Source organism: Streptomyces sp. NBC_01618, assembly GCF_045209435.1.
Classification (GTDB): Bacteria; Actinomycetota; Actinomycetes; order Streptomycetales; family Streptomycetaceae; genus Streptomyces.
On record NZ_CP109297.1, the window covers coordinates 2,989,417 to 3,014,662 of the forward strand.

Below are 25,246 nucleotides of genomic sequence, written 5' to 3' on the forward strand. Positions count from 1 at the left end.
TCGCCGGACGGGCGTGAATCTTCTCAGCGTTGCCGGCCGGCCATCACCGTGGCGAGGCCGATGACCACGAGCAGCGAGCCGCCCCAGGTCCACATCGAGGTCCGCTCGTGCAGCACGGTCGCCCCGGCCAGCACGATCAGCAGATACCCGAGGGCGTTGAACGGGTAGGCGATGGACAGCGGCACCGTGGCCAGGGTGGTCATCCAGGCGAGGGCGGACACCGCGAAGACCACCAGGCCGAGGACGACCCACGGGCTGGTCGCGGCGCGCAGGGCGACGGAACCGCCGCCGTGCGCGGCGGCGGCCGCGGCGCCCTTCATCCCGTGCTTGAGCATGATCTGCCCACCCGCCGACGAGAACACGGCGAACAGCAGCAGCATCAGACTGGGGAGGGTCACGGCCTTGCTCCTGACTGCGGCGACCGGTGTCTCGGACGCCGGGGCGGGGGTGGGACGGGGGACGGCGGCCTCAGACGCCGACCCGGACGGCAGGGGCGTACTGTCGGTTGAGGATGTCCTGTACATCGACGTGCTCTCCAGCGATGATCGTCTCGGCCGCGTGCGGGGTGAGCAGGGCGACGTGCTGATAGCCGAACAGCGTCGGCCGGATCCGGGTGAGCAGCTTCGACATCCCGCCGAGGACCGCGGGGAGCGGTCCACCGCCGAGGAGCGCCCAGAACGGGGCCCCGGTGGAGACGATGTTGAGGACGTCGTAGCCGGCGTTCCTGACCGTGCGGCGCAGGCTGGCCCGGGTGAAGAAGCGCAGATGCGTTTCGTCGAGGATGCCGCGCCGGTCGTAGTCGAAGACTCCGAGCGCGACCCGCAGCCTGGAGTACCAGTGGCTGAAGTTCGGTACGGAGAGCAGCACATGGCCGCCGGGCCGCAGCACGGTGGCGACCTCGGCGAGCACCCGCTCGGGGCGGGAGAGGTGCTCGATGACGTCGCCCGCGACCACGTAGTCGTAGTCGGCGCCGATCTCCGGGGGCAGCCCCTCCTCCAGGTCGGCGAGGCGGAATCGGGTGCATTTCTCGCGTACGCCGGGGACTTCGACGTAGTCCACGCCCGTCACCTCGTGGCCGAGGGCTTCGAGGCGCTGCGCGAACAGGCCGCCGGAGCAGCCGAGATCGAGGACCCGGCCGGGCGGCAGTCCGCGCATCTTCTCCAGGATGACGGCGTGCGAGGAACCGTCGCCCTCCTTGAACGCGTACTCGACGGGTTTGGGGATCCAGGCGCAGGTGCCGAACCCCTTGACGGCGAGCCGGTATTCGAGGACGTCCTTGACGACGTCCTTCGCGTACTTCATGCCGTTGACGTAGCAGATCTCGTCGCCGTAGTAGGTGGGGACGGGGATCTCCTTGATCCGCATTCCTTCGTTGAGCAGCTGGACGATGATCTGGGTGTCGAAGTCGAACGCGTCGGTGTTGCGGTGGATCGGCAGCTTCTTGAGCGCGGCGACGCTGTAGGCGCGGTACCCGGAGTGGAATTCGGTGAGCCGCGAGCCGAGAAGGGTGTTCTCCAGGCGGGTGAGAATGCGGTTGCCGAGCCATTTGTACATCGGCATGCCGCCCTTGAGGGCGGAGCCGGAATTCATCATCCGTGAGCCGAACACGGCCTCGCATTCGCCGCGTTCGATCGGTGCGACCATGTCGGGCAGGAATTCTGGGGCGTACTGCCCGTCGCCGTGCAGCAGCACGATGATGTCGAGTCCGTGTTCGGCGGCCAGCGCATATCCGGCCTTCTGGTTTCCGCCGTAGCCGAGGTTCTTGGTGTGCCGCATCACCACCGTCCGCGGCATTCCCTCCGTCTGCGACCAGCGGCAGCCCGCGGTGAAGGTCGCGTCGTGGCTCGCGTCGTCGAGAATGAGGACCTCGGCGACCTTGGACCGGAAGTCTTCCGGAATGCGGTCGAGGGTCCTCTCCAGTGTCGTCTCGGCGTTGTACGCGACCACCAGGATGCCGATCCTGGGGCTCGGGCTTTCCTTCACGGGGCCTTCTCCAGTTGCGCTCGGTGGGCAGTGCACGGTGCTCGGCGAATCGGGGCTCGGGAGGGGGCGGGCGGTCAGTTGACGGCGGAACCGGTGGGGTGCGGGGTGCGGGGCACCTCGGCCAGGGGCCGCTCGGCGCAGGATTGCGGGGGTACGGCCGCCGGCGCGGCAAGGATCTTGCGGATTCCGCTGAGGAGAGCGGCGGCGAGGACGAACCAGCCGGCCTCGCCGAAATGCAGCACCGTTTCGCTCCAGCGCACGGCCGAGCGCCCGTGATAGCCGAGGTAGGCCACCAGACCGAGCAGCAAGTTGTACGCGACCCCTTCCCAGACTCCGATGACGAACATCGCGGCGGCCGCCCAGGTCAGGTACTGCAGGGCGGACGCGGTGGAGAGCAGCAGCAGGAGGCTCAGCGTGACCGCGACGACGGCGACGCACTGTGCGGGCCGCAGCCACGCCAGCCAGACGCCCGCCGCCACACAGATCAACACGAAGAGAAAGTGGCCCTCTCCACGCATGAAGGCGATGAGGTAGTCCGGCAGGCCGAGCGCGTCGGCGAACCGGACGAGGCCCCAGAAGCCGTAGCTGCCGCCCGCGTACTCCAGAACGTTCTCCTTGAGGTTCTGCGGAACGGTCACCAGAACAGGGCCCCAGACGAGGGCGATCAGGGCGGTGAATCCGGCAGTGAAGCGGACCAGAACCGGCCGGCCGGCCCGCATGGCGACAACGAACAGGGCCGGAATCACCACGATCGGGACGAACTTGACACTGATTGACAGGGCGGCAACCACGCCGGCGACCAGTGGGGACTTCCGGTCGGCAAGCAAGTGGGCGGCGGCGAGCGCGAATGTGACGGCGACCGCATCGGTGTTGCCGTGATAGCCGGAGGTCGCGATCAGCAGGGGGCTGAACGCCACGCCGATTCCGCAGGCGACCGCTGCACGAACGGAGCTGCGCCGCCGGACGATCTCGAATACGACGAGCGCGCAGAAGAAGTCGGCGATCGAGGCAGGTGATCTGATCAACGTTCCGAACGAAATGCCCAGCTCGGAGAGCTCGTTCAGACCGAGGAGCATCCAGCCGGCCAGCGGCGGATGGTTGTACACGGGCAGTCCCGGCAGCGGCTGTTCGTAAATCCGAATGGGACCGTACCGGGCGATCGCCTTTGCGAAACCGTGAAAGATCCGCACATCAGCCGGTCCCGGCATGTTCGCCGCGATCACCATCCGGGTGATCAGACCGACCGCGGCAGCGACGAGCACCGCAAATCTTGCGCGTTGTACGTCCCGAGGCTCGCATCCCATTCGGATTCTCATGAAAACAGAACGTAGCAACCGCAAGACACAGAGTGATGTACCAATAAGCGTACTAATACGGCAAATCACTCGAATGGTTTAAGTGGGCATGGTGGCTCCGCGCCCTGCCCCGCCGCGACCAGGACTGGCCGGGCAGGGCCGTGCACATCGGCGTCCGTTCGCGGCCGGTCAGGGCCGGGCGAGATCCTTGAGCATCCGGTCGGCCACGCCCGCCGCCGCGTGTCCGTCGTCCAGGTCGCAGAAGTCCCGGCGAAATGCCTCGTACGCCTGCGCGTGCCCCCTGGTGGCCCGTTCCGGGTCGCGCAGCGCCTCGATCAGTCCGGCGGAGCCGGGGATCAGCGGGCCGGGGGCGCGGGCCTCGAAGTCGAAGCAGAAGCCGCGCAGCGTGTCGCGGTAGTGCGCCAGGTCGTGGGTGTGGAAGAGCATGGGCCGGCCGGTCTGGGCGAAGTCGAACATCAGGGAGGAGTAGTCGGTGACCAGCGCGTCGCTGATCAGCATCAGCTCGCCGACGTCCCCGTAGCGCGAGACGTCACGGACGAAGCCGCTGCCGCTGTCCGGCAGCCGATCGGTGACCAGGTAGTGACGGCGCACCAACAGGACGGTGTCGGCGCCGAGTTCGCGTTCGGCGGCGGCGAGGTCGAGTCGCAGGTCGAGGGCGTAGCGGCCGCCGCCCTGCGGTCGGTCCTCGCGCCAGGTCGGCGCGTACAGCACGACCCGTTTGGTCCCGGGGATGCCGAGCCTTTCCCGGACCGACGCGGCGACCTTGGTCCGGTCGGAGGCGTGGAACAGGTCGTTGCGGGGATAGCCGCACTCCAGGACCTCGCCCCGGTAGCCGAACGAGCGCCGCAGGACGGGGGTGGAGAAGCGGTTCGGGGAGACGAGGACGCTCCACTGCCGGGCGCGCTGCTCGATGGTGGCGAGGTAGGCGGCATTGGCGCAGGCGGTGCCCGCGAGGTCGAGGCCGATGCGTTTGAGGGGGGTGCCGTGCCAGGTCTGGACGACGCACTGGCCCTCGCGCCGCTCGAACCACTCCGGCAGCTGGGTGTTGGTGACGACGTGGCGGCTGGTGGCCAGCGCCTCGTACCAGTCGGTGGAGCCGTGCTCGACGACCGTGGCACCCGCCGGGACACGGGCCTGCTGGTCGCTCACCACCCACAGGTGTTCCGACTCGACACCCCTGCGGACCAGTTCCTCGTGGACGGCGCGCGGGGAGTCGGAGTACTGGCGGCCGTCGAAGCTGCTGTACAGCACGGTGTCGCGCAGCGGCGCGGTGCGTCGTCGGCTCCGGTACGTCTCACGCAGCAGCCGCTTGCCGCGTGCGCCGCGTTCCGCGGGGGTGAGCACCGGGGCGCAGTTGATCAGCAGTTGGTCGTGGAAGCGCCGTTCGACGAGGTACTTCCGGCCGGTGAGGGTGCGGGCGGCCGGCAGGGTGCGGTGGGCGGCTGCCGGGATGCGCAGCGGGGCGTCGTAGGCATCGTCCTCGGCGCCCTTCTCGCGGAGGAAGAGGTACCAGTGGCCCTGGCCCAGCGGCAGTTTCCCGCCCGGTCCCTCGACGGCGTCCGGCCGGAGCGCGGCCCTGAACCGACACGTTCCGGCCGCACCCGAGAAGGCCAGCGGGAAGGCCGCCTCCTCGCCGTGTCCGCTGTGCCGGGCCACCAGTTCGACGGGGCGGTCCGGGTCGTGGGGGAAGGTGCCCTCCAGGAGGAGTTGTCCGTCCTCCGTCCAGGTCGCCAGGTCGACGGCGGGCTGCACGGTGCGGTCGCTGATCAGCAGATTGCCGCGCGAGCTCGCGGTGAGACCGAGTTCGCGCCGCCGGCCGCCGGCCCCGTCCAGCGGGTAGCGGCCCGGCAGTACGGGCCCCGGCACGTCGATCGGCGTCCTGCGCCCGTCCGGGCCGACGAGATGCAGGCTGTACGGAAGCTGCGCGGGCGTCGTCCCCTCCCCCGCGCCCGCGCGGGCGTCGGCGAAGGCGCCGAGCGGGACGACGGCGGTGAAGCGCCGCCATCCCGCCGCCGACGGCACGGTCCCCTCCTGGACGGTCACCGGGCAGTCGAAGGAGGTGCCGGAGGCCCGGTGGGTGAACGCGAGACGCAGCGGGCCCTTGCCGAGGCGGTCGCGGATCATGCCGTCGACGACCACGGTGCCCGCGCCGTCGCCCGTGCCGCCCGCGCGGTGCGTCTCGAAGCGGGCGTCGATCCGTTCGGCGTGCAGCACGAGCCGGCCGTCGTCGAAGGCGGGCACGATCCGGTGGTCGCCGTCGGGGCGGTGCACGGGCGGCGGTGCGGCCGCCTCGTCGGTCGAGAGGCCGGAGCGGCGCAGCATGCCGTGCCCGGCGATGCCGATCTCCAGGCGCCAGGTGAGCCGTTCGGGACCGCCGTCGGCGTCGATGCGGAGCCTGGCCGGGTCGATGACGGTCTCGAAGCCGGAGCGGTCGTAGTCGTGCAGGCTCTGCCGGGACCGGGCGGTGGCCTCGGGATCGGCGACCGTACGCAGCCGGAGCGGCACCACGTGCCGGCGCCCCGCCCGCAGCCACCCGGCCCGGAACTCGCTGCCGCGCGCGGTGGCGGGCAGGTTCCGGATGTAGGCGTACCCCTTGAGGTGCAGCCTGCCGCCCTGCCAGTGGGCGTCCCGCAGCCGGGCGGTGAGCGGCAGGTCCCGGTCGGTGACCCGCAGGACCGGGCGCGGCACGGGCCGGGTGAGGGCCGGGAAGGCGGCGCTGCGGCGCCGCAGGCCCCGTACCGCGAAGGCTCCCGGCTCGGCCCGGTCGAAGGCGAGCAGCGCCAGCAGTTCGTCGGCCCGCCGCTTGCGCACGAGGTGCCACATCAGCCGCAGCCGCAGCGGGAGCGCGTCCAGGACCGCGGGGTCGACCTGGTCGGTGAACTCATTGGCGTACGTGAGGAAGGCGCGCCGGTACTCCTCGTCGCCGTCGGGCAGCGCCTCCATGAAGTACCGCAGGTCATGGGCGAGTACGTGGGCCTCGTAGCGCCGTTTGTCGGTGGCGCCGCGGTGCTCGTCGAGGAACGTGGCTACGCCCAGCACGTGCGAGGCCCGGTCCTGGATGCCGCGGACGACGGCGCGGCGCGCGGTGATCGAGCCCGGACGGTCGCGCCAGTGGTAGACGGCGTCCTTCAGCACGTCGACGGAGCGGGCCAGGAAGTGGGCGGGCAGGACGACCGGGATGTCCTCGTAGAGGGCGCCGACCGGGAAGGCGAAGGCGTGCTCGTCCCAGAAGGACCGGCGGAAGACCTTGTTGCAGGCGATCCGGTCGGCGGCGAGGTCCCAGTCGCGGGAGATGTGGGTGCGCAGCCGGGTCGTCGCCATCGGCTTGCGGAAGTTGGGCGACTGCTGGAGCCTGCCGGAGGACCGCAGCCGCAGTACGTTGCCGGACGCGAGGTCCGAGCCCGTCTCGTCCAGGGCGCCGAGAAGGAGTTCGTACGCGCGGGGCGGGAGCACGTCGTCGCTGTCGACGAAGGCGAGATGGCGGGCGCCCGGGTCGCAGTGGCGGACCCCGGTGTTGCGGGCGTGCCCGAGTCCGCCGTTCTCCTGGCTCACCAGCCGGAACCGGCCGTCCTGCGCGGCGAACCCGGCGGCCAGGGCCGCACTGTTGTCGGTGGACCCGTCGTCGACCATGACCACCTCCAGGTCGGTCATGGTCTGCTCCGCGAGGGACTTCAGGCAGTCCGTCAGATAGAGCTCCACGTTGTGGACGGGTACGACGACACTGAGCCGTGGCGGCATGTTGAGCACGTCCGTTCATCCGGGGCCTGGTTGTCCGTATGGCTCAACCCCGTGACGGGCCGGGGGTCACCGGTTGCGGTCTCTCCCGAACGGGTGACATTGGCTGCGCCCCCATTTGCCGGTCGGTCCTACTCGCCGCCGTCGAGGAACAGCCGCCGCACCACGCGTTCGGCCGCGTGCCCGTCGTCGTACGGGCAGAAGCGCGCCCGGAACGCCGCCCGCAGCTCCGCCGTCCGCGCCGAGCGCCACTCGCCCGTCCTGAACAGTTCCAGCAGTTCGTCGTCGGTGGTGGCGACCGCGCCCGGGGTGTCGCCGGGGCGTCCGGAGAGCAGGTCGAAGTAGGCGCCGCGCGAGGCCCGGTAGGCGGCCCAGTCCGGGGCGTGGCTGATGATCGGGCGGTCCAGGCAGGCGTAGTCGAACATCAGTGACGAGTAGTCGGTGATCAACGCGTCGGAGACCAGGCAGAGTTCCTCGACGGACGGATGTCCCGTCACGTCCACCACCCGGCTGCTGTCCGGCGCCGCCGAGCGGCCGTAGAAGTAGTGCGCGCGGACCAGCACCACGTACCGCGGCCCGAGTTCGCGGGTCAGCCGGTCCAGGTCGAGGTCGGGGACGAAGCCCTTGCGGTAGTCGCGGTGGGTCGGCGCGTACAGCAGCACCGTCCGTTCCGGGTCGAGGTGGAGGCGCCGCCGGATCTCCGCGATCCGCTCGGGGGTGGCGGTGAAGAAGACGTCGTTGCGCGGGTAGCCGAGGTTCAGATGCTCGTACCCGGACGGGTAGACCCGGTCCCAGACCTCCGTGGTGTGCGGATTGGCGGAGAGCGAGAAGTCCCACTGGTCGGCGTGGGCGACGATCTTCTCGAAGCTGATGCCGTTGGTGAGGGCCGGGTAGGCGCGCTGGTCCAGGCCCATGGTCTTCAGCGGGGTGCCGTGGTGGGTCTGGAGATAGCGCTGGCCGGGGCGCTTGGTGAAGCCGCCGGGGAAGCTGGAGTTGTTGATCAGGTACGTGGCGGTGGCCATGATCCGCCAGTACGCGAGGGAGCCCTCGATGACGTACGGGACGCCGGGCGGCATGCGGTCGCGGTGCCGGGACGAGACCACCCAGACACCCTGGACGTGCGGGGCCAGTTCGAGGGCCTTGGCGTGGATCGCGGCCGGGTTGCAGGCGACGCCCCGGTTCCAGTAGGCGCCGTACACCGCGAGGTTCGGGTCCAGGGGGCGCAGCAGGTCGGCGCGGTAGGCGGCGCGCGTGAGGCCGGTCCGGAGCTTCTTCTTCCGGCGGCGCAGGGCTTCCCGGGTGCGGGCGCGGCCGGTGCGGACGGCCTCCTGGGCGCGGTGGACGGCGTAGCTGCCGGGGAGGTCCGCGGCGCGGTGGAAGGCGGCCCGGTCCTCGGGGACGATCCGGCCGGGGTCGTCGAGGACGGTCCGCAGATGGCGGGCGCGGGCGGCCCGGATCCGCAGGTCGGGGCCGGTCGCGGCGAGCAGCCGTTCGTACGCGTCGACGATCGCGAAGTGGTGGCGGCCCGGGGTGGTGGCGAAGGTGCCGGTGCGGCGGACGCGTTGACGGACGCAGATCCGGTCGAGGGTGTCGAGCGTGCCGGCGTCGGAGGCGAGGAGGGTGGCGCTCAGGACGGGGAGGACGTCCTCGTAGGGGCCGTCGGTGAAGCGGAGGCCGTGCGCGCTCCAGAAGGCGCGGCGGAAGAGGCGCGGGGTGACGGTCGAGAAGCCGTCGGGGCCGGTTTGCGGGGGCGTGACGGTGCCCCACCAGTCGATCCGGTCGTGTCCGAGGAGGAGCACGTCCGGTTCGCTCCCGGCCAGCCGGGCGGTGATCGCGTCCAGGGCGCCCGGTCGCAGCAGGTCGTCACCGTCGAGGAAGAGCAGGTACCGGCCGCGCGCCTCGGCGGCCCCGGCGTTGCGGGCCGGACCCGCGCCGCGGTGCTCGGGCAGGGTGAGCACCCCGGCCCTCGGGTCGCGCGCCGCGAACTCGGCGGCGATCTCGGCGCTGCCGTCCCGCGAGCCGTCGTCGACGACGAGGAGCTCCAGGTCGCCGGAGCCCCGGCCGAGCGCGGACTCCAGCGTCGCCCTGAGATATCCCTGAGCGCGGTGGACGGGCACGACAACACTGAGGAGCATGGCAGCCGAGCGTAATCGCGCACTCACCGCGCACCGAATCGCGTGTTCACCCGTTCGGGGCAGTGCCGGTGACCCGGGGCGTCCGCCCCGGTTGACCGGGCATGAAGCCGCGCCTCAGTGTCGTCGTCCCGGTCCACAACGTCGAGGACTATCTGGAGGACTGCCTGCGCTCGGTGGCCGAACAGTCGGTCGCCGACATCGAGGTGATCCTCGTCGACGACGGTTCGACGGACGGCAGTACGGCCATCGCCCGGGAGTTCGCCGCCCGCGACCGCCGCTTCCGCTATGTCCGCCGGCCCAACGGGGGGCTGAGCGCGGCCCGCAACACCGGCGTGCGGCACACCACACAGGGCGTGCCGTATCTGGCGTTCGTCGACAGCGACGACATCGTCGTCCACGACGCCTACGCGCGGATGCTGGCCTCCCTGGAGTCGACCGGCTCCGACCTCGCGACCGGCAACGTGTGGCGGCTGACCGAGCAGGGGCGGCAGCAGGCCTGGCAGTACCGCTGGCTGACCGCCACCCGGGCACGCACCCACATCAGCCGCGATCCGCGGCTGCTCGCCGACCGGGTCGCCTGGAACAAGGTGTTCCGGCGCTCCTTCTGGGACCGGCACGCCTTCGCCTTCCCGGAGGGGAAGCTGTACGAGGACACCCCGGTGATGATCCCGGCCCACTTCCTCGCCGGCTCGGTCGACGTACTGCACGAGCACGTCTACTACTGGCGGGTGCGCGAGGGGTCGATCACCCGGCGGCGTACGGATGTGCGGGGCGTACGCGACCGGATCGCGGCGTGCGAGCAGGTCAGCGCGTTCCTGGCGGGCCGGGGCGGGGTCGGACACGGCGGTGCGCGGCGCCGCTACGACCTCTCGTGCCTGCGCGACGACTTCGTGTACTTCCTGGAGGGGCTCGCCATGGGCGGGCCCGCGTACCGGGAGGCGTTCATGGCGGACGCGGGGGCGTTCCTGGACCGGATGGAACGGATGGACGGGGCGGTCAGGCCGGGCCGGTCCGTGGCGCACGAGCTGCCGGTGGAGCTGCGGATCAAGTGGCGGCTGGTGAAGGAGCGCAGGCTCGCGGAGCTGCTCGCCGTGCTCGCCTTCGAACGGGCCAACGGCACCGGAACGTTCCTGGTGGCCGGTGTGCCGGGGCGGCGGCAGGCCGGATTTCCCGGCATCCCGGACGCCCCCCGCCTCGCCCGTACCGATCTCCCGGCCGTGGCACGGCTGTTGGAGGCGCAGTGGGACGACGACGGAAGGCTGCGGCTGCGCGGTTACGCGTACATCCGCAATCTGCCGGCCGCGTCGCCGCGCCACTCGCTGAAGGTGGGCATGGTGCGCGCGACCCGTGGCCAGCAGTTGCGGACGGTGCCGGTACGAAACGTTCCCGCACCCGAGGCGACCGTCAACTCCGGTCAGCAGCTGCACAGTTACGACCACTCGGGGTTCGAGCTGACGCTCGACCCGCGTCGGCTGCGGCCCGGCGGCTGGCTGGTGGGCATGATGGTGGCCGCTCATGGCACGGTCCGCCGGGTGGCCGTGCGCGCCGTGGACGCGGGGGCGGTCCAGCGTCACGTCCGGGACCTGGGCGACGGGCGGCGGGCCGTGCTCGACTACCTGGGCGGCCGGCTCCGGCTGACCCTGACGCAGCTGCCGGCCCGCTGCGAGGACCGCCGCATCGGCGAGGAGCTGGTGCTGACCGGCGGACTGTACGGGGGTGCCCGGCCGAAGGCCCTGGTGCTGACCTGTGACGGGGTGGCGGACCAGGAGTTCGGCCACCCCGTCGAGTGCCGGGCGGACGGCCGTTTCGCGGTACGTGTTCCGCTCGCCGACCTCGCCGGGATGGCGGCCGCGCCCGCGGCCCCGCACCGGGCGCCGCGCGAGGTCGAGCCGGAGCCCGGCGGGCGGTGGCGGGCGCGGCTGGTGCTGGCGGACGGGTCGCGGGTACCGCTGGCGGCGGCCCCGGAGGTGGCGCCGCCGGTGGTGGCCGACGCGGCGGGCGAGCTGGTGCTGGACCTGAGCGGGCAGCCGTTCGCGGACGGGGCCGCGTGGACGCCGGACGGGGCGCTGCGGGTGGAGGGCGTTACCGGTGCCGGGACGGGCGTACGGCAGGACGAGGGGCCGGCCCACCTCGTGCTGCGGCACGAGACGCTGCGCGAGACCGTATCGGTCCCCGTCACCCACCACGAGGAACGGCGCGCGGGGGCGTACGAGGGGCGCCGTTTCACCGCGTTCCTCGCGCCCTCGGTGGCCGTCGGGCTGCCCGAGGGCCGCTGGGACGCGTATCTGGGCGGCCGGCCGGTCCGGGTACTGACCGCGCTCGCCGCCCGGCTGCCGCTCCGCCGCACGGGCGCGGACGCCAACACCCCTGCGGTCGGGCGGGAGTTCGCCCTGGACCGCCGGTTCGGCGACCGGCTGACCGTACGGTCCGGGCCGGTCCTCGCGGGCTGCGAACAGGGCGCGTACCGCCGGGCCGAACTGCGCCGCACGCACTACCCGGCCCGGCGCGCCCTGCCGCTGCGGGACACCGTCCTCTACACGGGCGGCGACTCACCCCGCGCCGTCCACGCCGAACTGGTGCGCCGGGGAGTGGAGTCGGAGCAGCTCTGGGTCACCGACGGGCTCCACGGCCACGTTCCGCCCACCGCCGTCCCGGTCGTCGAGTACAGCGCCGACTGGTACGAGGCGCTGGCGCGGTCCCGCTGGATCGTCACCGCCGACCAGCTGCCCGAGTGGTTCGAGCGGCGGCCCGGCCAGATCGTCGTGCAGACCTGGCACGGCACCCCGCTCGGCCGCTTCGGCACGGATCTGGACGGCACCCTGTACGCGGACCACCACGAACTCGCCTCGTTGCCGCGCCGGTCGGCCCAGTGGTCCGTCCTGGTCTCCCCCAGCCGCCACTCCACCCCGCTGCTGCGCCGCGCGCTCGGCTACGGGGGCGAGGTCCTGGAGGCGGGTTCCCCTGCCAACGACCTGCTCTTCTCGGCCGACCGGACCAAGACCGCCGAGCGGGTCCGGCGCCGGCTCGGCATCCCGGACGGCCGCCGGGTCGTGCTGTACGCGCCGACCTACCGCGACCAGCTGGCCCACCCGCCCGGCGCCGACGGCGAGCGGCCCCGCTACCGCTGGGACCCCGCGCTCGACCTGGCCGCCCTGGCCCGGTCTCTCGGCGACGGCCACACCCTCCTGGTGCGGCGCCATCCGAGGGTGACCGGAAGCGTGCCCGAGGGGCACGGCGTACGCGACGTGTCGGCCCACCCGGACACCGCTCAGCTCCTGCTCATCGCGGATGTGCTGGTGACGGACTACGCGGGGCTGATGTTCGACTACGCGCACACGGGCCGCCCGATGCTCTTCCACACCTACGACCTGGAGCACTACCGCGACACGGTGCGCGGTTTCTGCCTGGACTTCGAGACCCGGGCGCCGGGGCCGCTGCTCATCGGCACGGACGAGATCGCCGGGGCCCTGCGCGATGCCGGCGCCCTGACCGCGTCGGCGGCCCGGCACGCGGAGGCGTACGAGAGTTTCCGCCGGGACTTCTGCGACCTGGACGACGGCGGGGCGGCGGCCCGGGTCGCGGACCGGCTGCTGGCCGGGGAGTCCACCGGCTGACATCGGCCGACAGACGGCCGAGGCCACCTGATGGACAGCGTTCCAGTGACTCTCACTGTTCCCGCAGTTCACCGGCACCACGGGCGGTTGGCCCGTCGCCGCTCAGACGGGGCTGATCGGCACCCTCCACATGACGGCCTGCGCCGTCGTCCGCCTCGCCGTCGGCGTGCTCGCTCGCACCGTGCTGAGGACCCGGCCCTCGGCGGCCCGGGCGGTCACCCGGGTCTCCGGTGCCATGATGATCGCCATCGGCGGGTTCCTGCTGGCGGAACGCCTGGCCGGCTGACCCGCCCCACCTCGTACACGGACCATGACGCCCGTCGAAGGAGAGCACGTGGAAAACCGGACGCAGCAGGAACAGGCAAGCCCCGAGGTGCGCGAGCGCGTCCGGGCCAGCTTCGACCGCCAGGGGCTGATGAGCCACCTCGGCGCACGCATGACCCGCATCGCGCCGGGCCTCGTGCACATCGTGCTCCCGAGCCGGCCCGAAGTCACCCAGCAGCACGGCTACTTCCACGCCGGCGCCACCAGCGCCATCGCGGACAGCGCCGGCGGCTACGCCGCCTACACGCTCTTCCCCGAGAACACCGAGGTACTCACCGTCGAGTACAAGATCAACCTCCTCGCACCCGCCATCGGCGACCACATCGAGGCGGTCGGAACCGTCCTGAAGTCCGGACGCACCCTGACCGTCTGCCAACTGGAGGTGCACGGCGTCCAGGACGGCCGGCACAAACTCGTCGCCAACGGGCAGCAGACGCTGATCCGCGTGAACCGGCCCGAGTAATGAGCCGGCAGCCACCGCCGCCCCTGGTGACCTGGCGGCAGAGGCCGTTCCCCGACGCCGGCCCCCATGCGCACCGCGCAGGAACGGCAGTACCTACCCGGCCCGGTTCCTGAGCGCGGCGACGGCCGACGCGGCCAGGTCGTCGAGGTAGCCCTTGGGCAACGGGGCGCGGACGACGGCGAGCCGCCAGTAGAGCGGACCGACGATCAGGTCCAGCGCGCGGTCCGGGTCGCTGTCCTCGGGCAGCTCGCCGCGCGCCACGGCGTCCCGTACAACGACGGCGGCGATGCCCTGCTGCGGGTCCAGCAGGGCGGCCTTGATCGTGTCGGAGATCTCCGGACTGCGGGCCGCCTCGACCAGCAGGTCCGGGATGACCTGCGAGGCGACGGGGTGGCGCAGGGCGTAGGCGGCCAGTTCCAGTACGGCGCGGACATCCCCGTACAGCGAACCCGTGGCCGGGGCCGGCATGCCCTGGACGGCGACGGCCGAGACCAGGTCGAGGACCAGGGCCAGCTTGGACTTCCAGCGGCGGTACACGGCCGTCTTGCCGACGCCCGCCCGCCGGGCGATGCCCTCGATCGACATCCGGGCGAAGCCCACAGCGGCCAGTTCCTCGAAGACGGCGCTGCGAATCGCATCGGTGACGTCCTCGCGCAGCACAGCGGCTCCGGCGGGGGCACGGCGGCGGGTTCCCGGGGCGGTGGTCATGGCTGAATCATAGTCCGCCACGACGAAACGGTTGCGTTGCGGCGTGGAGCGCCCTACTCTCAGCGTTGCGACGATACGGTTCCGTCCCGTCCGTCGTCGTGTTCCCGCCCTCCCGTCGAAAGCGATCGTGGTGAGCCAGACAAAAACCCCAGCGGCCCCGGCCGACACCCCCGCCGGTACGCCCTGCCCGGTGTACGCGCCGGGCGAGCTGGCCGCGCTCGCCGCCCGCCACGGACTGACGGTGAGCGGGGCCCGGCCCTCGCTGGTCACGTACATCCGGCAGCTGTGGGGGCGGCGGCACTTCATCACGGCGTTCGCCACCGCCAAGCTGACCGCGCAGTACAGCCAGGCGAAGCTCGGCCAGATCTGGCAGATCATGACCCCGCTGCTGAACGCGACGGTCTACTACTTCATCTTCGGCGTCCTGATGGGCACGAAGCGCAACGTCGAGGACTTCGTTCCGTTCCTCGTCACCGGCGTGTTCATCTGGACCTTCACCGCCAGCTCGATCACCGCGGGCACCCGTGCGATCAGCGGCAACCTCGGCCTCGTGCGAGCGCTGCACTTCCCGCGCGCCTCGCTGCCGATCGCGCTGGCCCTGCAGCAGCTCCAGCAGCTGCTGTTCTCGCTGGGTGCGCTGGTGCTGATCCTGGTGGGGTTCGGGCAGTTCCCCAAGCCGTCCTGGCTGCTGGCGGTTCCGGCGCTGTTCCTCCAGGCCGTGTTCAACACCGGTGTCTCCATGGTGGTGGCGCGGCTCGCCGCCCGGACGCCGGACATCGCGCAGCTGATGCCGTTCATCCTGCGCACCTGGATGTACGCCTCGGGCGTCATGTGGAGCGTCGACACGATGCTCAAGGGGGACCGGGTCCCGCACTACGTGATGGTGATGCTGGAGTGCAATCCGGCCGCCGTCTTCATCGACCTGATGCGGTTCGCGCTCATCGACAGCTTCGGCGCGTCCCATCTGCCGCCGCATGTGTGGGCGATCGCCGCGGGCTGGGCGCTCGTGTGCGGGGTGGGCGGCTTCGTGTACTTCTGGCAGGCGGAGGAGCGGTACGGACGTGGCTGACAACCTGGTCGGCAATCCGGCCGACATCGAAGAGCGGGTGCCGACCGTCGTCGTGGACGACGTGCACATCACGTACAAGGTCAACGGCGCCCGTACCGGAAAGGGCAGCGCCACCTCGGCGCTGAGCCGGATCGTCTCGCGCCGGCAGACCCCCGGGGTGCGCGAGGTGCACGCCGTGAAGGGGGTGAGCTTCGCCGCGTACAAGGGCGAGGCCATCGGCCTGATCGGTTCCAACGGCTCGGGAAAGTCGACGCTGCTGAAGGCGATCGCCGGTCTGCTGCCCGCGACGAAGGGCCGGGTGCACACCCAGGGCCAGCCCTCCCTGCTCGGGGTGAACGCGGCGCTGATGAGCGATCTGACCGGCGAGCGCAACGTCGTCCTCGGCGGGCTCGCGATGGGGATGACGCGGGCCGAGATCCGCGAGCGCTACCAGGGGATCGTCGACTTCTCCGGCATCAACGAGAAGGGCGACTTCATCACCCTGCCGATGCGGACGTACTCCTCCGGCATGGGCGCCCGGCTGCGCTTCTCGATCGCGGCGGCCAAGAGCCATGACGTCCTCCTGATCGACGAGGCGCTGTCCACCGGTGACGCGAGGTTCCAGCGGCGCAGCATGGAACGGATCATCGAGCTGCGCAAGGAGGCCGGCACGGTCTTCCTGGTCAGCCACAGCAACAAGTCGATCACCGAGACCTGCGACCGGGCGATCTGGCTGGAGGCGGGGACCCTGCGGATGGACGGTCCGGCCGAGGAGGTCGTGGCCGCGTACGAGGAGTTCACCGGCAAGAAGTAGCGGCGTGGGCAGGGCGCCGGGCGAGGGCGGCATCGTCCACGTCCACGACACCAGCGCCTACGGCACCCAATGGCGCTCAACGGCCGGCAAGTCCGGCCCGGGCCCGCAAAAGAAGCTCGGCACGACCGAGCGGCAGTACTCCGGCGGGGACGAACTCCAGCTGGTCGAGGGCATGGTCCTGTCCCGCAGCGGCCGCCGCTTCCCCACCGGACTCACCCAGACATGGCAACGCCGCCAACCCCGTTACCTCACCCACGGCGGCGGCCGAAACCCGCACGTTCTGAAGCCACGCCGAAATCAAGCCCGCCCGGCATGAGGACGGGGCGGCCGCCGAGCACCCCCGGCGACCGCCCCGTCCCTCACTCGCTACACGTGCGTACGAAGCAACGTCCGCATCGTCCGCATGGCCACCGACAGGTTCGCCAGGTCGAACGAGTCCGACCCCCGGATCTCCTCAAGCGTGGAGCGCGACCGCGTGAGGATCGCCGCGTTCTTCTCCTCCCACGCCGTGAACCGCTCCTGCGGGGTCGAGGTCCCGTTGCCCACGGACAGCACATCCGCGGTGAGCGCGGCGTGCGCGGCGTACAGGTCCTCGCGGATGGACGCCCGGGCCATGGACTGCCAGCGGTCGGCCCGCGGCAGCTCGATGATCCGGTCCATCAGCTGGGTGATACCCAACCGGTCCGCGAGGTCGTAGTACACCTCGGCGACGGAGAGCGCTTCCTTGCCGGTGCGGTCCGCGATCGCCACGATGTCCAGCGCCGGGAAGGCGGAGGAGAACCCGGCGACCCGCTGTGCCAGTTCGCCCGGGACACCCGCCTCGGTGAGCTCGTCCAGGATCGACTGGTACCACTCCAGGTCGGCGCCCATCAGCATCTTGGGCAGCTCGGCCCAGACCTGCTCGACGCCCGCCTTGAAGAAGTCGATCGTCCCGGCGATCTCCAGCGGCTGCGGCCGGTTGCCGAGCAGCCAGCGCGCACCGCGCTCGACGAGCCGGCGCGAGTGCAGCCGGATCCGGGTCTGCACATCGGCTGCGACCTCGTTGTCGAGCGCCTCGACGGCGTCCCACACCTGGCCGAGGCCGAAGATCTCGCGGGCCGCGAACTGTGCCCGCACGACCTCCTCGATCGAAGCTCCGGTCTCTTCCCGCAGCCGGTGCAGGAAGGTCGAACCACCGCTGTTCACGGTGTCGTTGACCAGGACCGTGGTGATGATCTCGCGACGCAGCGCGTGCCCGTCGACCGCCTCGGGGAACTGCTCGCGCAGCTGCTGCGGGAAGTAGGCGTGCAGCAGCTTCTGCAGGTGCGGGTCGTCCGGCAGGCTGGTCCGGATCAGCTCCCGGGCCGCGGTGATCTTCGTGTACGCCATCAGCACGGCCAGTTCGGGCTGGCTGAGCCCCTTGCCGCCGCTGAGCAGTTCGCGGATCTGCCGGTCGGCGGGCAGGAACTCCAGCCCGCGGTCGAGATCCCCGTCGCGGCCAAGCCTGCGCATGAAGCGCTGGTGGGCGTGGAGCAGGGAGGGCGCTTGTGCGGTGGCGTTGGCGAGGGCCACGTTCTGCGCGTAGTTGTTGCGCAGCACCAGACGGCCGATCTCGTCGGTCATCGCGGCGAGCAGCTTGTTGCGCTGCTTGACGGTCATGTCGCCGTCCCGGACCAGACCGTTGAGCAGGATCTTGATGTTCACCTCGTGGTCGGAGGTGTCCACACCGGCGCTGTTGTCGATCGCGTCGGTGTTGATCCTGCCGCCGGTACGGGCGAACTCGATCCGGCCGAGCTGGGTGGCACCGAGGTTGCCGCCCTCGCCGACGACCTTGGCCCGCAGGTCCTGGCCGTTGACGCGGATCGCGTCGTTGGCCTTGTCGCCGACGTCCGCGTTCGACTCGGCGGAGGACTTGATGTACGTACCGATGCCGCCGTTCCACAGCAGGTCGACGCGGGCCTTGAGGACGGCCTGCATCAGCTCGGCGGGCGTCATCTTCGTGACCCGCGACTCGATGCCGAGCGCCTCGCGGATGTGCGCGTTGACCGGGATGGACTTGGCGCTGCGCGGGTGGACTCCGCCGCCCGCGGAGAGCAGTTCCTTGTTGTAGTCGGCCCAGGAGCTGCGCGGCAGGTCGAAGAGGCGGCGCCGCTCGGCGTACGAGGTGGCGGCGTCCGGGGTGGGGTCGATGAAGATGTGCCGGTGGTCGAAGGCGGCGACGAGCCGGATGTGCTCGGAGAGCAGCATGCCGTTGCCGAACACGTCACCCGACATGTCACCGACGCCGACGACGGTGAAGTCCTCGGTCTGGGTGTCGTGGCCGAGCTCGCGGAAGTGCCGCTTGACGGATTCCCAGGCGCCGCGGGCGGTGATGCCCATGCCCTTGTGGTCGTACCCGGCGGAGCCGCCGGAGGCGAACGCGTCGCCGAGCCAGAAGCCGTACGAGACGGCGACCTCGTTGGCGATGTCGGAGAACTTCGCGGTGCCCTTGTCTGCGGCGACGACCAGGTAGGTGTCGTCCTCGTCATGCCGGACGACGTCCTTGGGCGGCACGACCTCGCCGGCCACCATGTTGTCCGTGATGTCGAGCAGCGCCGAGATGAAGGTGCGGTAGGAGGCGACGCCCTCGGCCATCCAGGCGTCACGGTCGACGGCCGGGTCCGGGAGCTGCTTGGCGACGAAGCCGCCCTTGGCGCCGACCGGCACGATGACGGTGTTCTTCACCATCTGCGCCTTGACCAGGCCGAGGATCTCCGTACGGAAGTCCTCCCGCCGGTCCGACCAGCGCAGACCGCCTCGGGCGACCTTGCCGAAGCGCAGGTGCACGCCCTCCACGCGCGGCGAGTACACCCAGATCTCGAACGCCGGGCGGGGCGCCGGGAGATCCGGAATGGACTGCGGGTCGAACTTCATCGAGACGTAACCGTGCGGCTCGCCGCCGTCCGCGATCTGGAAGAAGTTCGTGCGCAGAGTGGCCTTGATGACGGTGAGGAAGGACCGCAGGATCCGGTCCTCGTCGAGCGAGGCGACCTGGTCCAGGGCCCCGTCCAGCTCTTCGAGGAGCCCGTCGGTCAGCTCGGTGCCGGCGCTCTGCCGGTCCGGGGACATCCGCGCCTCGAAGAGCGAGACCAGCAGCCGGGTGGTGTGGACGTTGTTGCGGAGAGTGCTCTCCATGTAGTCCTGGCTGAAGGTCGAACCGGCCTGCCGCAGGTACTTCGCGTAGGCGCGCAGCACCATCGCCTGCCGCCAGTTCAGACCGGCGCCCAGGACGAGGGAGTTGAAGCCGTCGTTCTCGGCGACACCGGTCCACACGGCCGCGAAGGCGTCCTGGAAGCGGTCGCGGGCGTCATCGGCGAGGTAGTTGCCGCTGCCGTTGATCTGCGGCAACCGCAGACCGAAGTCGTAGATCCAGGCGTGCGTACGGTCCGCGCAGCGCAGCTCGTACGGACGCTCGTCGACGACCTCGACACCGAGCCGCTGGAGCGCCGGAAGGACGGCCGAGAGGGAGACCTGCTCGCCGGTCCGGTAGATCTTGAAGCGACGCTCGCCGGGGCCGGCGCCGACCGGCTCGTACAGGCTGAGGGAGAAGTCCTTCTCGTCCTTCTTGAGCGCTTCGAGGTGGATCATGTCGGACACGGCGGAACGCGGCGTGTGGTCGGCCTTGTAGCCCTCGGGGAACGAGTGGCCGTACTGGCGCAGCATCTCGGCGGCCCGCTCCTCGCCGCACTCGGCGTTGAGCGCCTCCTGGAAGCCGTCGGCCCAGGAGCGGGCGGCCTCGACGAGCCGTGCCTCGATGCGGTCGGCCTCGGCGTCGGTGAGGTCGGGCAGCTCGGTGCCGGGGGCGACCCGGACGACGAAGTGCAGCCGGGAGAGGATCGACTCGGTGTTCCAGGCGGTGAAGTCGACGCTGGTGCCGCCCAGTTCCTCCTTGAGAATGTCGATCAGGCGCAGCCGTACACCGGTGGTGTAGCGGTCGCGCGGCAGGTAGACGATCGCGGAGTAGTAGCGCCCGTACTCGTCCTGGCGCAGGTAGAGCCGCAGCCGGCGGCGCTCCTGGAGGTACAGCACGGAGGTGACGACGGAGCGCAGCTGGTCGACGGGCGCCTGGAACAGCTCGTCGCGCGGGTACGTCTCCAGGATCTGCAGCAGGTCGCGGCCGTCGTGGCTGTTGGGCGTGAAGCCCGCGCCCTCCAGCACCTCGGCGACCTTGCGGCGGATGACGGGCACCCGGCGCACGGACTCGGTGTAGGCGGCGGACGAGAACAGTCCGAGGAAGCGGCGCTCACCGATGACGTTGCCGTCGGCATCGAACTTCTTCACGCCGACGTAGTCGAGGTAGCTGGGGCGGTGGACGGTCGCCCGGCTGTTGGCCTTGGTGAGGACGAGGAGCTTGCGCTCGCGGGCCTTGGCCCGGGCGTCGGCGGGCAGCCGGTCGAAGGACGGGCTGACAGGGTGCGCCTCGTCGACGCTGTGGTGCGGGTCGGAGCGCAGGATACCGAGGCCGGTGCCGGGTACGGCGGCCAGCGCGTCGGTGTCCTTGAGCTCGTACTCGCGGTAGCCGAGGAAGGTGAAGTGGTCGGCGGCGAGCCAGCGCAGCAGCTCCCTGGCCTCGTTCACCTCTTCGTCGGCGAGTTCGTCGAGCGGCTCGGCGGGCAGGTCGTCGGCGATGCGCAGCGCGGCGTCGCGCATCTTCTCCCAGTCCTCGACGGCCTCGCGTACGTCGGACAGCACGCGGAGCAGATCGGTGGCGATCTGCTGGAGGTCGGACCGGTCGGTCTCGCGGTCGATCTCGACGTGGATCCAGGACTCGACGAGCGCGTCGTGCGGCAGCTCGGTCGTGCCGCTCTTCTTGCCGCCCTTGGCGTTCTTGCGGACCTGCGGGCTCGCCGAGGCGCCGTTGCCTTCGGCGAAGACCTCGATGAGCTTGCCGGTGACGTCACGGCGTACGACGACCTGCGGGTGGATCACGACATGGATGCCGCGGCCCTGCCGGGACAGCTCATTGGTGACGGAGTCGACCAGGAACGGCATGTCGTCGGTGACGACCTCGACGACGGTGTGGCTGCACGTCCAGCCGTTCTCCTCGACGGTAGGGGTGTGCACCCGGACGTTCGCCTTGCCCTGCGGACGGACCTCCGCGAGCCGGTAGTGGGAGGAAGCGGCACCGAAGACGTCGACGGGGTCGCGGCCCGCGATGTCCTCGGGCGCGGTGTGCAGGTAGTAGCGCTGGAGATAGGCGAGGAGTACGTCCTGTCCGGGACGCTCCTGCGCGGCCCCGGCGCCGCCGGTGGCCGCGACACGTACCGGGGGGGTACCGCCCGGGCCGCCGACACCACCGCCCGGGCTGTTGTCAGCTACCTTGGCGGCCCGTGCGAGCAGCTCGGCCTTGGCTTCGTCCAGCTTGGTCTGCATGTCCTCTGGCTCCTGTCGCGCGCCGTTGCGTGACGTAGGTGAAAAAGACGACGTACCGCCACGACACGGGGTTTCCGGTCTGAGTCGACGCTATGCCGCTATGAGAGACGCCCGGGACCATATTGGCCATTTTTGGCAGTCGGTCCGGGCTGTGAGGATCAGTGATGGCCCGGGTGCTGTGGCACTCCGGGCGCAGGCCGGGGGCTCCGCTGCCCCCGAGGCGTATCGCGCTGATCACGGGGTCCAGGCTATCTCGCCCGCCGCCGTAACCGTCACGAGCCGTATGTGTACAAAAGATGGTCGGAAATTTGACACTCTGGACAGCGCGCCGGCCCGTCTTGCCGCACTCTGGTAGACGGAACAGGCCGACGAACCGTGGGAGCCCCGCCATGGCACCGAAAATCCTGATCGTCACCGGCGACGCCGCCGAGTCCCTGGAAGTCCTCTATCCGTACCAGCGGCTGCGCGAGGAGGGGTACGACGTCCATATCGCGGCCCCCGCCCGCAAGACGCTCCGCTTCGTGGTCCACGACTTCGAGCCCGGCTTCGACACGTACACCGAGAAGCCCGGCTACACCTGGCCCGCCGACCTGGCCTTCTCAGAGGTGGACGCCGGGGACTACGTGGCCCTGGTCGTCCCGGGCGGCCGGGCCCCCGAGTACCTGCGCAACGACGCCGAGCTGCGCAAGATCCTCAAGGCGTTCTTCGACTCGGACCGGCCGGTGGCCCAGATCTGCCACGGCCCGCTGATGACGGCGGCGGTCGGCGCACTGGCCGGGCGGCACGTCACCGCGTACCCGGCGCTGGAGCTCGACATGCAGGCGGCGGGCGCCACCTTCGAGGACCACGAGGCGGTGGTCGACGGCACACTGGTCTCGTCCCGCGCGTGGCCGGACCACTCGGCGTGGATGCGCGAATTCCTGAAGGTGCTCCGCACGAAGGCCCCGGTAACCACCTGACGACGACGCTCACGGAGCGGTCCTCTTCCCCCCTCCCACGCCAGCCATACCCCACCCAGCCATCTCAGCCGGCCATCTCATCCGGCCATACCCCATCCAGCCGTCTCAGCCGGCCATCTCATCCAGCCATGCGCCCGGCAAGGTCCGCGGCCTCGGCCAGGCTGTCCACCACCGGCACCCCGGCGGCCTCCAGGCTGGCTCTGCTGTGCGAGCCACCGGTGTAGAGCACGGCCTTCGCGCCGATGTGGGCGGCGGCCACGGCGTCGTCCACGGCATCACCGACGATCACGGTGTACTCCGGGGATATCCCGTCGAGCGCCGCGATGTGGCGCTCCATGTGCCGCGCCTTACTGCCGCCGGACGGCCCCGTTCGCCCGTCGATCCGCAGGAAGTGCCGTTCGATGCCGTACCCCCGCACCACGGGGACCAGCTGATCGTGGCCGTACATGCTCAGCAGGGACTGACTGCCGCCGTCCAGCTGCCACTGGGAGAGCAACTCCTCGGCCCCTTCGGTGAGCCCGCAGGCGGCCCGCTGCTCGGTGTAGTACCGGTGGAATATTTCATCCATCCGCTCCCACTCGGCCTCTGTGGGCAACCGGCCCATCAGCCGTTCGTAGAAGCGCGGGATGGGGACGCAGTACATCTCGCGGTACTGCTCCAGCGTGATCGGCGCCAGGCCGACCTCACCGAATGCGGCGTTCGTCGCGCCGACGACCGCGGCGTTGTCGTCGAGCAGTGTGCCGTTCCAGTCCCAGACCAGATGCGTGCGGTGCTTCCCATGCGTCCCCATGCACAAGAAAGTACCCGCCGGGTACGACAACGCGTCCGGCACCTGCAAGAAGGGCCACCTCAGCCGATCAGATTCGGAATCTCCTGGATGCCGAACCAGAGCAGCTCGTGGTCCTCGGCACCGTCCACGGTGAACTGCGCGTCGTCGTCACCGAGGTCCGCGGCGCCCAGAGCGGCCGCGGCGGCCGTGACGTCCTTCTCCGCGTCGTCGGCGTCGACGTGCACGGCGGCGGCCGCGGTCAGCGGTACGGGGGACGAGATCCGCACTTCGCCGAGCGACGACGAGTCGAGGCTGCGGTCCGGGTCGGCCACAGCAGCACCGTCCGGCACGTCGACGGCAACGACGATGCGCCGGCGGGCCGCGTCGGGGTTTCCGGCGATCAGGCGCAGCGAGGCGGAAGCGGCCCGGTTGAGCGCCGCGTACTCCAGCTCCTCGATGTCGTCGGAGACGTACCACTCGCGCAGTCCGGGAGTCACCGCATAGGCGGTCAGCGGACCGGGACCGATCTCGCCCGCCTGGTGCGCCGCTGCGAGACCGGGGAGCGTCAGGGGGACGTACACGCGCATGGCTGGCCGCTTTCGTAGTCGGAAACGCCCTCAGGATACGTGCGACGTCCCCCTTTGGGGTTACGTGCACCACGGTCGCCCCGTCCACCTGGCAACCGCCTCTTACCTCTCCGCGCCTGCCGCGTGCGCTGCGGAGCACCCGCCGCATCACCCGGATAGGTGATTCCTCCCGGCCGGTTCCGGCGCCCGTCCGGCACTTGCGACCGCCTCCGCCGTCGCCGTAGAAGATCCACAGCAGAAGTTACTGCCCGGTATTCGGCCGGGCCTCTGAAGCACGGGGGCGATGAGCGATGAGCACGAACAGAACCCGGCCCACCGGACGTCACGACGGACGCAGGCCCGAGGCCGTACCACCACAGCGCACCAGGACTCCCCGGAGGGTCCGCCCCCACCACTGGTTCGCCGAGCGCCTCCTGGCGGTCCTCAGCGGCCAACGCCCGGTGCACTGGATGCTCGGCCACACCATCGGCGACGCCTACGACCAACTGGCCGAACTGGCCCCCCGTACCCCCCTCAGGGCCCGCGGCGCCCGCCCCGTGATCCGCATGTGCCACGGCGCCCAGCCGGCCCCGGGAGTGGTGGAGGCCTGCGCGAGCATCGCGGCAGGCGAACAGGTGCGAGCCATGGCCTTCCGCCTGGAACAGGGCACAGACCTCCGCTGGCGCTGCGCAGCAGTAGAACTGGGCGACGAACGCCTCCAGACGGCGACCCCCCGATAAACCCCGGGGCCCCAGGCCAGAACCATCGAAACACCCGCACCGGGCACTGGGGGGACCGGGGCCCGGAACAGCCCCACCCAACCACCCCACAACAACACCCCCAGCCCCAACCGCGGCCACAATTCCTTCCACCCCACCCAGCGTCCGCCCCCGCCGCACTTCCACCCCACCCAGCATTCCGCCCCAGCCGCACTTCCACCCCACCCTGCATTCCGCCCCAGCCGCACTTCCACCCCACCCTGCATTCCGCCCCAGCCGCACTTCCACCCCACCCAGCCCTCCGCCCCCACGCCGACACCGACCCAGCTGTCCACCCCACCGAGCACCCTCACCCCACCAAACCTCCGCGCCCCTACTCACCCCGAGCCCCCCGGCCCCCCGTTATGTTCTTCGCGGTCCTGCAAGAGGGCCGCTGGCCTCCGGGTGCCCTGGCCCCACCCAACCCTTCACCCCATCGAGCCCTCTCGCCCCTCCACCTCGCCAACTCCCTCGCCCCCACCCACCCACTCCCCGCTCGCGACCCTGCCCCTGCACCCCGCCCAGTCCCATTCCCCGATCCCCGCTCCGCCCGGCTCTTCGGCCCCACTCCCCGCTTCCCATCCGACCCGACCCGCCAGCCCTACTCCCCGCTCCCCATCCACCTGCCCCTGCATCCCTCCCTGGCCCTCCGCCCCGATTCCA

General features: G+C 71.0%; 17 protein-coding genes. 8 read left to right on the top strand and 9 right to left on the bottom strand.

Annotated features, from left to right (window positions below):
• Positions 1 to 23 precede the first annotated feature (23 nt).
• The 5 genes from OH735_RS14020 to OH735_RS14040 all read right to left on the bottom strand — a co-directional run bounded on the left by OH735_RS14020 (position 24) and on the right by OH735_RS14040 (position 9,169).
• Positions 24 to 398, bottom strand: a complete 375-nt coding sequence (locus OH735_RS14020) for a hypothetical protein (RefSeq protein ID WP_406381825.1) — start codon at positions 396 to 398, stop codon at positions 24 to 26.
• A gap of 70 nt (positions 399 to 468) precedes the next feature.
• Positions 469 to 1,983 (bottom strand): methyltransferase domain-containing protein, encoded by a 1,515-nt coding sequence (locus OH735_RS14025; protein ID WP_406381826.1) that lies wholly within the window; start codon positions 1,981 to 1,983, stop codon positions 469 to 471.
• A 74-nt stretch (positions 1,984 to 2,057) separates the two neighbouring features.
• Entirely contained in the window at positions 2,058 to 3,245 is a 1,188-nt protein-coding gene (locus tag OH735_RS14030; RefSeq protein WP_406381827.1) for a hypothetical protein, read from the bottom strand.
• Positions 3,246 to 3,467: 222 nt separating this feature from the next.
• Positions 3,468 to 7,046: a CDP-glycerol glycerophosphotransferase family protein gene (locus tag OH735_RS14035; RefSeq protein WP_406381828.1), complete on the bottom strand. Its 3,579-nt coding sequence runs from the start codon at positions 7,044 to 7,046 to the stop codon at positions 3,468 to 3,470.
• Positions 7,047 to 7,165: 119 nt separating this feature from the next.
• Positions 7,166 to 9,169, bottom strand: coding sequence for a CDP-glycerol glycerophosphotransferase family protein (locus tag OH735_RS14040; protein WP_406381829.1), 2,004 nt, complete (start codon positions 9,167 to 9,169; stop codon positions 7,166 to 7,168).
• 101 nt (positions 9,170 to 9,270) lie between these two features.
• Here OH735_RS14040 and OH735_RS14045 point away from each other — a divergent pair, with 101 nt between their 5' ends.
• From OH735_RS14045 to OH735_RS14055, 3 genes are all read left to right on the top strand, one after another.
• A complete protein-coding gene (locus tag OH735_RS14045) occupies positions 9,271 to 12,783 on the top strand; it encodes a CDP-glycerol glycerophosphotransferase family protein (protein ID WP_406381830.1) in 3,513 nt (1,170 codons plus the stop codon).
• A 130-nt stretch (positions 12,784 to 12,913) separates the two neighbouring features.
• Positions 12,914 to 13,069 carry a hypothetical protein gene (locus tag OH735_RS14050; RefSeq protein WP_406381831.1) on the top strand — a complete coding sequence of 52 codons (156 nt, stop codon included), beginning with the start codon at positions 12,914 to 12,916 and terminating at the stop codon, positions 13,067 to 13,069.
• A 48-nt stretch (positions 13,070 to 13,117) separates the two neighbouring features.
• Positions 13,118 to 13,570, top strand: coding sequence for a PaaI family thioesterase (locus OH735_RS14055; RefSeq protein WP_406381832.1), 453 nt, complete (start codon positions 13,118 to 13,120; stop codon positions 13,568 to 13,570).
• Positions 13,571 to 13,663: 93 nt separating this feature from the next.
• On the opposite strand, the gene OH735_RS14060 is transcribed toward OH735_RS14055, so the two are convergent.
• Positions 13,664 to 14,278 carry a TetR/AcrR family transcriptional regulator gene (locus OH735_RS14060; protein WP_406381834.1) on the bottom strand — a complete coding sequence of 205 codons (615 nt, stop codon included), beginning with the start codon at positions 14,276 to 14,278 and terminating at the stop codon, positions 13,664 to 13,666.
• Between the two features lie 127 nt (positions 14,279 to 14,405).
• Between OH735_RS14060 and OH735_RS14065 the strand changes: the two genes are divergently transcribed.
• The 3 genes from OH735_RS14065 to OH735_RS14075 are packed head-to-tail and all read left to right on the top strand — an operon-like array spanning position 14,406 to position 16,456.
• The gene (locus tag OH735_RS14065; RefSeq protein WP_406381835.1) at positions 14,406 to 15,347 is read left to right on the top strand and encodes an ABC transporter permease; all 942 of its coding nucleotides are present in this window, start codon (positions 14,406 to 14,408) and stop codon (positions 15,345 to 15,347) included.
• Positions 15,340 to 16,140 carry an ABC transporter ATP-binding protein gene (locus tag OH735_RS14070; protein ID WP_406381836.1) on the top strand — a complete coding sequence of 267 codons (801 nt, stop codon included), beginning with the start codon at positions 15,340 to 15,342 and terminating at the stop codon, positions 16,138 to 16,140. Before OH735_RS14065 ends, OH735_RS14070 begins: the two co-directional genes overlap by 8 nt.
• A 4-nt stretch (positions 16,141 to 16,144) precedes the next feature.
• The gene (locus tag OH735_RS14075) at positions 16,145 to 16,456 is read left to right on the top strand and encodes a hypothetical protein (RefSeq protein WP_406381837.1); all 312 of its coding nucleotides are present in this window, start codon (positions 16,145 to 16,147) and stop codon (positions 16,454 to 16,456) included.
• 50 nt (positions 16,457 to 16,506) lie between these two features.
• On the opposite strand, the gene OH735_RS14080 is transcribed toward OH735_RS14075, so the two are convergent.
• Positions 16,507 to 21,531 (bottom strand): NAD-glutamate dehydrogenase, encoded by a 5,025-nt coding sequence (locus OH735_RS14080; protein WP_406381838.1) that lies wholly within the window; start codon positions 21,529 to 21,531, stop codon positions 16,507 to 16,509.
• Between the two features lie 389 nt (positions 21,532 to 21,920).
• Here OH735_RS14080 and OH735_RS14085 point away from each other — a divergent pair, with 389 nt between their 5' ends.
• Positions 21,921 to 22,490, top strand: coding sequence for a DJ-1/PfpI family protein (locus OH735_RS14085; protein WP_406381839.1), 570 nt, complete (start codon positions 21,921 to 21,923; stop codon positions 22,488 to 22,490).
• 118 nt (positions 22,491 to 22,608) lie between these two features.
• Here OH735_RS14085 and OH735_RS14090 read toward each other — a convergent pair whose 3' ends face one another.
• Both OH735_RS14090 and OH735_RS14095 read right to left on the bottom strand, forming a co-directional pair.
• Complete coding sequence (locus OH735_RS14090) at positions 22,609 to 23,280, bottom strand: HAD family hydrolase (RefSeq protein WP_406381840.1); 672 nt, start codon at positions 23,278 to 23,280, stop codon at positions 22,609 to 22,611.
• Between the two features lie 59 nt (positions 23,281 to 23,339).
• Positions 23,340 to 23,846 carry a DUF6912 family protein gene (locus OH735_RS14095; RefSeq protein ID WP_406381841.1) on the bottom strand — a complete coding sequence of 169 codons (507 nt, stop codon included), beginning with the start codon at positions 23,844 to 23,846 and terminating at the stop codon, positions 23,340 to 23,342.
• Between the two features lie 290 nt (positions 23,847 to 24,136).
• Here OH735_RS14095 and OH735_RS14100 point away from each other — a divergent pair, with 290 nt between their 5' ends.
• A complete protein-coding gene (locus OH735_RS14100; protein WP_266746525.1) occupies positions 24,137 to 24,565 on the top strand; it encodes an Rv3235 family protein in 429 nt (142 codons plus the stop codon).
• Positions 24,566 to 25,246 lie beyond the last annotated feature (681 nt).